The sequence below is a fragment of the Flavobacterium sp. RSP15 genome (assembly GCF_003968755.1).
In the GTDB taxonomy this organism is placed as follows: domain Bacteria; phylum Bacteroidota; class Bacteroidia; order Flavobacteriales; family Flavobacteriaceae; genus Flavobacterium.
This window is the reverse complement of record NZ_RYDL01000003.1, coordinates 258,675-270,158: the sequence shown is the minus strand read 5'-3', so window position 1 is coordinate 270,158 and position 11,484 is coordinate 258,675. Positions and strand designations below refer to the sequence as shown.

The following is an 11,484-nucleotide window of genomic DNA, read 5'->3' as shown; positions in this document are numbered from 1 at the left end:
ATGGAATCTATTAGAAACATTGCAATTATTGCCCACGTCGATCACGGTAAAACAACTTTGGTTGATAAAATTATGTATCACTGTCAGTTATTTCGTGATAACGAAAACACAGGTGACTTAATCCTTGATAACAACGACTTAGAGCGTGAAAGAGGTATTACTATTACTTCTAAAAATGTTTCTGTAGTATACAAAGGAACAAAAATCAACATTATTGATACTCCTGGTCACGCCGATTTTGGCGGAGAGGTAGAGCGTGTATTGAATATGGCCGATGGAGTTTGTCTACTTGTAGATGCATTTGAAGGGCCTATGCCACAAACCCGTTTTGTATTACAGAAAGCATTAGACCTTGGTTTGAAACCATGTGTTGTTATTAATAAAGTAGATAAAGAAAACTGTACTCCTGAAGAAGTGCATGAAAAAGTTTTTGACTTAATGTTTGAATTAGGGGCAGAAGAGTGGCAGTTGGATTTCCCAACAGTTTACGGATCAGCTAAGAACAATTGGATGTCTGATCATTGGGAAAACGTAACTGATAATGTGGAAGCATTATTAGATATGGTTATTGCTAATGTACCGGCTCCTAAAGTATCAGAAGGAACTCCTCAAATGTTGATTACTTCATTAGACTTCTCTGCTTTTACAGGTCGTATCGCTATAGGTCGTTTAGAAAGAGGTGTTTTGAAAGAAGGAATGCAAATTTCTTTGTGCAAAAGAGATGGTGTAATCATGAAATCACGTATTAAAGAATTACATACTTTTGAAGGATTAGGTCGTAAAAAAGTGCAAGAAGTAATTGCTGGAGATATTTGTGCAATTATTGGAGTTGAAGGTTTTGAAATTGGAGATACTATCGCTGATTTTGAAAATCCGGAAGCCTTACAAACAATTACTATTGATGAGCCAACGATGAGTATGTTATTTACCATCAATGACTCTCCTTTCTTTGGAAAAGAAGGTAAATTTGTAACTTCTCGTCATATCAGAGATAGATTGAATAAAGAATTAGAAAAAAACTTAGCGATGAAATTGGGTGAAACTGATTCAGCGGATAAGTTCATGGTTTTTGGTCGTGGAGTACTTCACTTGTCTGTTCTTATTGAAACAATGAGAAGAGAAGGATATGAGCTACAAATTGGGCAACCACAAGTTATCATCAAAGAAATTGACGGTAAAAAATGTGAGCCAATCGAGGAATTGACAATCGACTTACCAGAGAATTTGTCTGGAAGAGCGGTAGAGTTTGTTTCTTTCCGTAAAGGAGAAATGTTGAGTATGGAAACTAAAGGGGAGCGTATGATTATAAAATTCAATATCCCGTCTCGTGGAATCATTGGATTGCGTAACCTATTGCTTACTGCTACAGCTGGTGAGGCTATTATGGCACACCGTTTTATAGGATATGAGCCTTACAAAGGAGAAATTTCTGGACGTAACAAAGGGTCATTGATTTCTATGGAAAAAGGAAAAGCGATTCCTTACTCTATCGATAAATTGCAAGATCGTGGTAGATTCTTCGTTAATCCTAATGATGAAATTTACGAAGGTCAAGTAATTGGAGAAAACTCACGTAGCGATGATATGTGTGTCAACGTAACTAAAGAGAAAAAACAATCTAACGTTCGTTCATCTGGAAATGATGATAAAGCTAGAATTATTCCTCCAGTTATTTTCTCTCTCGAAGAAGCTTTAGAGTACATTCAAAAAGATGAATATGTTGAGGTAACTCCAAAATCGATTCGTTTGAGAAAAATATATTTGACAGAAACAGATAGAAAAAGATTTAAAATCTAATTTTATATTTATAAAACTGAAAAGCCATTCGTTGATTCGAATGGCTTTTTTTTGGTGTTTAGATCCCTTTTATTGGTTTTAATTCGCTGTTTGCTACACAATTTTAATGGCCTCTTGTGAGGTGTAAATGTCAGTTGTTTTTTTGCGGCACATTTTAACTACGACGGTATTGTACCATAAAATTTAGATTAATTGATATTCATAAATAATATTATCCGGGATTTGCATAAGGGATAGCAGCAAGCTACCGAAGTAGCGCGGATAGCCCGACAGCATAAATAAAAAGGGCTAATTCCGCATAATGATAAGTAGGCCTTTTCTCTTTATGGTGGCATGCCCTATTAATTGTTTTATCGTTTCAAACTAAAATGACCTTTAGCTTCTCTTCCATCAGCTAATTTTATGGTATACCAATAATCATCAGAGGGTAATGGCTGCCCTGTAAAAGTACCGTCCCAGCCTTGACTGGAAGCTGTAATTTGTTTTAGTAATTTGCCGTATCTATCATAAATATAGATGGTCGAATTTGCATTAAAATCAGCATTTACTCCTTTTACATTCCAATAGTCATTTTGGCCGTCTCCATTTGGAGTGAAAAATTTAGGTACGCCAATTAAGGCTATTTTTTGGCTCACTGTTCCACAACCATTTTTGTCATTGATGTAAACTTCATGAATTCCCGCTGGTACATAATCAAAGAAATTTGAATCTTGAAAAGGTCCAAAAGGTTCGTCAAGACTGTATTCATAAATTCCTTTTCCGGATACATTAACGGTTACCGTATTTGTATCTGCTAAATCAACTACATCAATGCTGTTAATACTAGCAATATCGGAAGCTGTAACTTTTATAGTTCGAATTCTAGAACATCCTGAAACTGTTCTTACTTCTACAGTGTAGTTTCCTTCTTGATTTACATCTAGCGTGTAGTTGTTCTCATTTAGTATAAGAACGTTATCTTTAAACCATTTATAGGTGTAGTCAGTAGTTGGGGATCCATCTTGAATCCCTGCATTTAGTGTTACAAAAAAAGTAGGAAGATTAGAGCAGACCAATTCGTTTGCTGATCCATCAGAATTTAAGTTTATAGGTGGTAAACTATTTACTATGAAAGGTAAAATAATTGAAGCTTTACAAGTTGAGTTAGCAGGATTCTCCACAACGGCTGTAATGTTTTGGGTGCTGCTAATGAAAGGATTTGGCAATGGACTAGATAATGAAGCTCCATTTGCATCAAAATATTTGACAACCATTCCTGTTTGATTTCCTAAAATCGTATTCTGAAAAGTACTCGTGTCAAAACCAAACTTACCATCTTGTAGTAAAGGATCTATTTCATCATCACATACGGTTGTTAAATTTATATTTACTTGGAAGGCTTCTGGAAGATCATCCACTGTGAATGTTATCAAAGTTTCGTCAAAACATTTTAAAGTTGAATTATTAGTAATAATTGCTTTTATCGTTTGTGTGCCTGTAGTATAGGTTGAAGGAAATGGGCTTGATATCGAATTGTTATTTTGATCAAAATAAGTAACAGTAACATTAGTTTGTCCTTGTTTTAAATCAGATTCTAATGTTGATGTATTAAAAGTATATTTTCCATCTTGGTTGTCATCGCATTGTCTTTCGATAGACACAGCGTAAGCAAATGGAAGTTTTTCAACTGTAAGTGTTACGTAATGTCCCAAGCCATAACAAGCATTATCTGTATCACTGTCTACTCGGCCCCAGATTTCTTGAGTGTTTACGTAACCAATATTTCTGTAATTAGAGATATTGGTGATTGCATTTATTTCTGCTAACGCATCGGCTTGATTGCGATAAAATGTTATTGTGTAATTTCCCGCGGGTAATAAACTCTTTATATCCGTTTCTGCACTGCTAAAGTCAAAAGTACTTACACCATCTCTTTTATCATTGTTTGCATTGTTATTGCCGTTTATGTCTAATAAATCATCACATTGCACGAACTTTCTATTGAATGTACTTGGAATTTGTGTTGATAAAACTTTTAGGGTCAATTCAGCTACGCTAAAACAACTATTAGAATTAAGAACTCTTGCATATACTTTCATCATTACGGGTGTTGTATTCGTAAAAGTCTTAGGCGTACTAATTAGCTCTGAAGCGTTTGCCGTTGTAGCACCTGAAAATGAAGTGTAGTAAGAAAAGGTTTCATTTGCAAAATTGCTTGAAATCTCATCATTTTTTACCGTTAGATTAAATGTGGTTACCGCATCTAAATCATCGTCACATTGAATAATGGTTGTATTATTCACGGTTGGTAACGTATATACGATTAAAGTAGTGTCATTTGAAAGTAAGCCGCAAGAGTTTCCAATTTTATCTAATTTTACACGATATTTATAACCATTCATTGTGGTTTTTACACTGGTAACAGTCAATGAATTTGTATTTACTCCAGAATATGTTGCGTTATTAGTAATATTAGTCCAAAAGGTTCCATTAGTGGATACTTGCCATTGATAGGTGTTTCCGCCATTATCAGCTAGAGTAATTACCGCATTTTGTAGTTCACAAGTTGGTGAAACTGTTGGTTGTGTTGTTATAGTTATAGGAGCAGCAGTAGTGTAATTGCTATTTGGTGTAGTATATGCTACGCCGCTTATTACTTGACCATTTGTATTTACTGAAACTGGATTATTGCCCAATACTCCGTCATTGTTTGGGTCTAAGAATCCTGCTTCGATGACATCATTGCATAAATCACCATCAGCATCTAAATCGCGATAATTTTTTATTCCATCAGAATCAAGGTCATTTCCCGTTTCTATTGAATCTAAAATCCCATCGTTATCACTATCTAAATCCAAATAATCAGGGACACCATCGCTATCAGTATCCATCGGTATAAGTCCTGGCTCAAACGCATTATCAATTCCGTTTTTATTGGTATCGGTATTTGTTGGTACTACAGTAGCATTTATTTGTGCTTCAATGGTATCTGCAATTCCGTCATTATCGCTATCGTTGTCTAACTGATCTGCAATCCCATCATTGTCGCTGTCTTTAGGAACGCACACTGCACTGATCGCTAATGTTGATTTATTAGCGTTGACATCTGATAAGTTTTTGTGTGAAAAAGTAATAGATTTCGATAAATTGGTTAGAAACTGAAATGTTGCTGTTCCTGCAGCCAATGGAGTGATACTTTTTAATCTAAATCTGATTTCAAATGAGGAAAATTGTTTTACTCCACTTTCGTAAATACCATCATAGTTAGTATCAATTAATAGTTGGTCACTTGGATTTAGTACCGTGATGGTTTTATTAACATCTGAATTCATTATGTATTCAGCATCTGCATTCAATAAATCAGTTGCACTAGCTATATTTACATATTTCATTTCCAAACTGATTGGATTAGAAAAAGTCATTTTATAACTAACAAAGTTTCCTTTTCCTGCTGGTACATTGGAAATAAAACTTCCGTCACTGCTTCCAATAAATGGCGTTGTACTTGCAGTTGTTGACGTGGTAATTGTTCCAGTAAATGAATTGGAGTAAAGACCAACTGCTACTGATCCATTAGATGAATTGGAGATGTCTATAACTTGATTTCCATAAGATTCAGTGCAGTTTGTTATGCCGTCTTTATCATTATCAAGATCTATATTGTCATTTACGGTGTCAAGATCTACATCAGTTTCACAGGTACTAACAGGAATTAAATCAGATAAAACGGGAGGGGCACTACATCCTGAAATGCTTCCGCGAACTTGATAATAACCTGGTTGTGTAGGCGTATATGAATTGCTGTTCGTATTGGGTATTACCGCGTTATTAAAATACCATTCAAAGCTATCATATGATGAAAGTGAACTTACTTTTAGAATAACATTTGGGATGCAATTTGAATTAGATACTGTAATTTTATCAGTTACAATTTCTGGTTTTGTGTCAAAACCGGAATAATAACCGCCATAAGTAGCCGCGCCATTTGTCCCAAAGTAAGAAACATAGACTTGTCTGGTGGATTTTACTGATATATTGCCGAATAAACCATTACTTGTATATCTCACAAAACCTGAATTTCCTGTTACAGGAATAGCAGTGTTATTATTGAGCGTATTGTTGTTTACAGTCACGGTAGCTCCTGTTTCAGTAACGATATTCAATCCGCCATTATAAATTGTGCTTCCTATCAATTCAATAGAAGGTATATTATCAACAATGCTTGGCGTTGCACAATTTAAGGGCGGGACAAAAAATAAATTTTGATTGGCAGGAGAATTACTTCCCCCAATACTTTGATACGCAAATACGTTTTCAGATGTAGTTACGTATAAGTTTCCATTAGTAAATTTACTTCCATCAATATCAGCATATTCACCTTTATTTAATGTTTTAAAAAGAGTAACGCCGTCTAAAAATATTTTGGTATTATCTTCATTTGCTATCAATAACACACGTTCTAATTCATCGGTACCAAGACCTTTGACAAAAATATATTCTTTCCCAGTTTTTTCTGCTGAAACGATTTGGTCAAAACCAAGATCTCTCCCTGTTGGTTGCCCATTATTGAGAACTGTGCTATTACTACCGCCAAACGAACCTGAATTTACAACAACTGGTTTGTCGCTTACTACTAGCGCACCAATCATTTTTGAACTGTTTGAAGGTGTTGTGTTTGGGGAGTTATCCATAGCCAGCACGTAACTTTCATTTTTATCAAGAGTAACTACGATATCACCAGAAATAATAATTCCATTAGACAATACTGTTCCATTAAGTATATTAGAGATGGTTACTTTGGTACCATTTTCAGTGGATAAAATGGAGGCAAAATTCAGTAAGCTGCTGTCTAAAAGAGGGTTTAACATGGCGCCTAGCCTAAAAGTTTTACCTAATGCACTATTTCCTTTAGACACTAATCCTCCTGCATGTGCATACGATACTATTCCATTTTGTATATTTCTACCGGCATTGACTCTAACGCTTACATAAATTAAATCTTGAGCTTCAACAATGAAACCTTTATTAGCAATAACTCCTATTTGAGTTTTAGAAGTAAATAACTGTGTGTCGATTCCTTGTCCAATATCATGTCTGTAAGGATTACTGTTATTGACTGTTGCTGAAATAGTCGCTCCGCCAATTGCTGTAATTTCAAGTTTTACATTGGTAATACTAGGAGTAGAAATATATAAATAATGATCACCAGGTAAATTATTACTTGCCGCCGTAAGAGGCGGAATATAATGTGTTTTACTAAACTGCGAAAAACAACTTATGGAAAAAAGAATGATGAGTATAAGTAAAGTTTTTTTCATGTGTTAAAAATAACAAAATTTTTATTATCTTTTTAATGAAAAATCGCCTTTTATTACTTTGCCAGTATCAAATTCCAGCTTTTTACTGACTTTTGCAGATTGGATTCCTTTAATTTTGCTAACCAACTTTAAGTTTTACTTAGCCGTCATGTAGCGATAAAAGTTAGGTCTTTCAATAATGGCACCCACTTTTTTCAAGGCTTGATGAGTTTCCATTGTCCCGCCAAACCAGCTATATACACCGGAGGTTTTATTGACCACATTCAGCGCAATTCCTAAAGTAGTTGATTTCCCGCTGCCGTTAGGACCTAGAATCCCGTATATATTACCTTTTTGTATTTCGAAAGAAACGTTTTTTAAAGCTTGAAGTGTGCCATAACGTTTATGGAGATTTTTAATAAAGAGTATCGTTTCCAAAGGGGTCATCTTAATAATTTTAATTAGGACGTCCAAGGTATGTTTTTGTTACTCAAAGATTCATATTAAGTAAGTCGAAAGTTTAAAAGTCGTAAAGTCAAAAGAATTAACTTTAAGTAAAACAGCTTTAAATCAGATTGTTATGTAATTTTATTTTGATTTTAAAATACGACATTATACCATGGTTATTACTTAGTTTATTTCTTCAATCAATTTACGTAATAAATCTAATCTTTGTGCCGTAATAGGTTTGTCTATATAGTCTTTTACAACATGGTATTTTTTTGCCTTTTCAATATCATTAGGGTCAATTGAGGACGTCATGATGAAAATAGTAATTTTTTTTTCTGAGGCTATCAGCAAAAATTCATCTAAAAATTGCCAACCATCCATGACCGGCATATTTAAATCTAATAAAATAATGTCCGGCAGGTTTTCATTAGTATCAAAATAGTGTTTTAATTTATCTAAGGCTAATTGCGGGTTATGAAAAGATTCAATTTCGTCACAAAACTTGTTTTTAGAAATGAGAATGCTTATCAATTTTACAGTTAATTTATCATCGTCAATGATGTATGTTAATTTATTCTTCATATAAATAAATTTTAAAATTAGAACCTTGCCCCACTTCACTTTCTACTTCAATTTTTCCACTCATGGCTTCCAGCTGGTTTTTGGTTAAGAATAATCCAATTCCTTTCGCGTCTTCATTGCCGTGAAACGTTTTGTACATACCAAAAAGTTTATGTCCATTTTTTTCTAAATCTAAGCCCAGACCATTATCTTTGAAATTAATAACGCTATAATTGTCTTTAGTTTCGTAGCTTATTTCTAAAGTTGCAGTTCTATGGGGGGATTTGTATTTAATCGCATTGGTAAATAAATTGAGTAATATGCTGTCTAAATAAGCGGGAATAGCATTTACGATCAAATGGTCAGGAATGGTGTTAGTAATTACTATTTTACTCTCTTTGATTGCCTGACTCAAAGCCATTCTTGTTTTTTCAATTTCGTGCCTTAAGCGAATTCCTTTTTTTTCAATATTTATTTTTTGCTGAATGGTTATAATCTCATTCAAATATTCAATTGTTTCAGAGAGTTTTTGGGTGCCTTCTTTGAATAAATCAAAATAAGATAATTTTTCAGTAATATCATCGGTATGATCTATCACATCAATTACCATAGATAGATTGCTGGTGTGGGAGCGGATGTTGTGGGAAACAATATGTGTGAAATTATATAATTTATTATTTTGAATGTTGGTAATATCCAATAATTTTTTTAATTCTATTTCTTTTTCAATTCTTGAGGTTACATTTCGGCCTACACCTATGAAATGAATAAAGGTATTATGTCTGTCAAATACCGTTGTTATATTGAGTTCAAACCAATATTTTTCTTTGTTTTTAGTGTAATTAAGGATGGTGATTTTTATACTTTCCTGATTCTGAATTGCCTTTCGCAAAAATTCGCTGGCTTGTTCATCCGTTTCTGGACCTTTAGAGGCATAACCGGGTTTTTGGCCTATTACTTCTCCCATTTTCAACCCTGTAAGGTCTAAATAAGCCTGATTTGCCCATACTGCTTCACCGTTAGGATTTGCAATTACAATGGTGTCTGTAGTTTCTGAGGCTGCTAGGGAAAGCAAACTCAATTTTGCTTCAACATTTTTTCTTTCGCTGATATCTCTGATAAAACAGACTAAATAGGTAATGTTGTCGACCATGAATTTTTTGCCAGAAGCAATTTCAACAGCAATTGAATTTCCGGATTTAGTCTTTATGGATGTTTCGTTGACCTTATATTCATTCTTTGTTAAATTGTATTTTAAGAAGAAACGAAGCTCTTTTCCAAATGCGACAGGAAACAGTTTCGAATGATGTATTCCTTTAATTTCCGAATCATAATATCCGGTAAGTTCGGTGGATCTGGAATTACAGTCTGTAATAATACCATTAGAGGTGTCTATAATTAGGATGGCATCATTGGCACTGGAAAAAACGGAAGAGAATTTTTCAACACTGAGCTGAAGTTCATTGATTAGATTTTGCTCCTTTGTAATGTCTTGAAAAGTACCTAATAAATGTACCGCTTTTCCATCAATCACATCGACTTGACAAATACATTCTACATATTTGATATTGTTTTTTGCGGTTGTAATCTCAAATTTATCACTAAATGGAATCCCGTGGTTTATTGCACTATTAATAAGAACTTTGATCCGGTCTCTATTCTCGCCCATGGTGTAAAAATTAATTCCATTCCCAATTATGGGCTCAAAATTTTCAGGAACTTCCAGAATACATTTCGTAACCGCATCCCAAAAAATGTGATTCGTTTGCAAGTCCATTTTCCATATTCCAATCTTAGCAGATTGAGCCGCCCTGAAATAAAGTTCTAGTTTGTTCTTCATTAGTAGGTTTTAAATTGTTAAAAAGTTTTAGAAACTATCAAATGTAAACGTTATTTTTTTTTGTATCAAATGTTTTTAATATAAAATGATCGTTTTACTATTTATATCTTGTTTTATTGTCTAGTTAGTATTTATTTTATGAAAAATAATGAGAATTTATTAAAATATCTTTTAGAAACTAATCACAGGTAACGCCTTAATTTATCGTAATTTTGTATTAAATTTTTTTCAATGAGTGAGCCAGTAATGCTTTTTAAAAAACCATCCTATCCTGTAAATAAATCACTTTTAGAATACTTGGTACGGTTTGATCGCTTATCAAAAGTTTCTATTTTTTACGATGACTTATTGCGTTTTTCCGGATCAATAACGGTATATGATAAAAATGATCAGGATACCTTATGGATACGGGTATACTACAATGACTTTGAGCGGGAAGAAATTGATTTGAACCTGAAAAAAATCTATTCACTGCTCCATTCTGATGGTAACCTGGGGATTATTAAATTCTTGAATGTGGATTCTATTGATTACTGCACTTTTGGAAATTCGAAGCCTTTTCGAATAAAAGTCAGGAACATATTGAATGATAATTATACCCATTTTTATATTAAAAAAGCAGATGCTTCTCGTATTTACGGATTGGAATTAGAGCATATTCTTTCCCCGGACAAAATAAATTTTTTAGTATACGAAGACACTTTAATAGAAGAACATATTATGGGGATTCCTGGTGATGTGTTTATGAAAACATTGCTTGTTGATTGTACTGAAACCGAAAAAGCGCAAATAGCCAAAGAATTTGTCAAGTTCAATGAGCGCTGTATGATTCGATTATTAGGTGATATGCGTTCCTATAATTATGTAATTGTGCCAACCCATGATTTTGATCAAGTGGTCTATAAAATACGTGCGATTGATTTTGATCAGCAATGCTACGAAGGAAATTTCAAAGTGTACCGCCCTCAGTTTTTTAAAGAAAATTACCCCATGGTAAAATTAGTTAAAGAAAAGCTTCAAAATAGTTCGATCGAACAGTATAAGGATGAAGAAAGAGCTGTTCTCGCCAAAAGAATCCTTTCTGCCGAAAACAGAATCAAGCGGTTGTTGAAAATTATGCGAGAAGATGTAATCGCCCCGGAGGCGCATATTGAACAATTGCGATTAGAGCTTTATCGGTACACCAATGATTTGAATTTTAAAAGTGCAAAATCAATGGGAGGTATCATGAGTGCCGCTTTTCATTTTATTACCAGAAATTTCAAAACCAGTACTTTATTCAAAACAAAGGTGTAATTTTCCTGTTTTTCAGTTCAAGCAAGGTTTTGCCGTGTTTTAAAAAATTGCTTAGTTTGAACCGGAAAACGCTCAATTTCTTGAAGTAATGCTTTTGCATAATTCGCGCGATAATCAATATTGGTAAACGCAATTTCTTCTAAGGCTTCGATAAGCTTATGAAATGAAATCAAGGTTTTGAACGGACTTTCTTTAAAAAACGTATGCGCCATTTTATTAGTTTTTAGGAACCGTAAATTTACAAATAAACCAAATTTACTAGGT

General features: G+C 33.8%; 6 protein-coding genes and 1 pseudogene. 2 read left to right on the top strand and 5 right to left on the bottom strand.

Annotation, left to right across the window (positions count from 1 at the left end; all coding sequences use genetic code 11):
• Positions 1–1,797, top strand: a complete 1,797-nt coding sequence (gene typA, locus EKM00_RS05675) for a translational GTPase TypA (protein WP_126456299.1) — start codon at positions 1–3, stop codon at positions 1,795–1,797.
• Positions 1,798–2,147: 350 nt separating this feature from the next.
• Here typA and EKM00_RS05670 read toward each other — a convergent pair whose 3' ends face one another.
• From EKM00_RS05670 to EKM00_RS05655, 4 genes and pseudogenes are all read right to left on the bottom strand, one after another.
• Positions 2,148–7,094 (bottom strand): T9SS type B sorting domain-containing protein, encoded by a 4,947-nt coding sequence (locus tag EKM00_RS05670; RefSeq protein ID WP_126515537.1) that lies wholly within the window; start codon positions 7,092–7,094, stop codon positions 2,148–2,150.
• 72 nt (positions 7,095–7,166) lie between these two features.
• Positions 7,167–7,511 (bottom strand): annotated as a pseudogene (locus EKM00_RS05665) (ATP-binding cassette domain-containing protein); the annotation flags it as partial.
• Positions 7,512–7,703: 192 nt separating this feature from the next.
• Positions 7,704–8,105, bottom strand: coding sequence for a response regulator (locus EKM00_RS05660; RefSeq protein WP_126515536.1), 402 nt, complete (start codon positions 8,103–8,105; stop codon positions 7,704–7,706).
• A complete protein-coding gene (locus EKM00_RS05655) occupies positions 8,095–9,924 on the bottom strand; it encodes a PAS domain-containing sensor histidine kinase (RefSeq protein ID WP_126515535.1) in 1,830 nt (609 codons plus the stop codon). The genes EKM00_RS05660 and EKM00_RS05655 overlap by 11 nt, the downstream gene beginning before the upstream one ends.
• Positions 9,925–10,155: 231 nt before the next feature.
• Here EKM00_RS05655 and EKM00_RS05650 point away from each other — a divergent pair, with 231 nt between their 5' ends.
• Positions 10,156–11,220, top strand: coding sequence for a hypothetical protein (locus EKM00_RS05650; protein WP_126515534.1), 1,065 nt, complete (start codon positions 10,156–10,158; stop codon positions 11,218–11,220).
• A 17-nt stretch (positions 11,221–11,237) separates the two neighbouring features.
• Here the strand turns inward: EKM00_RS05650 and EKM00_RS05645 are convergent, their stop codons facing one another.
• Positions 11,238–11,432, bottom strand: coding sequence for a hypothetical protein (locus EKM00_RS05645; RefSeq protein ID WP_126515533.1), 195 nt, complete (start codon positions 11,430–11,432; stop codon positions 11,238–11,240).
• Positions 11,433–11,484: the final 52 nt, after the last annotated feature.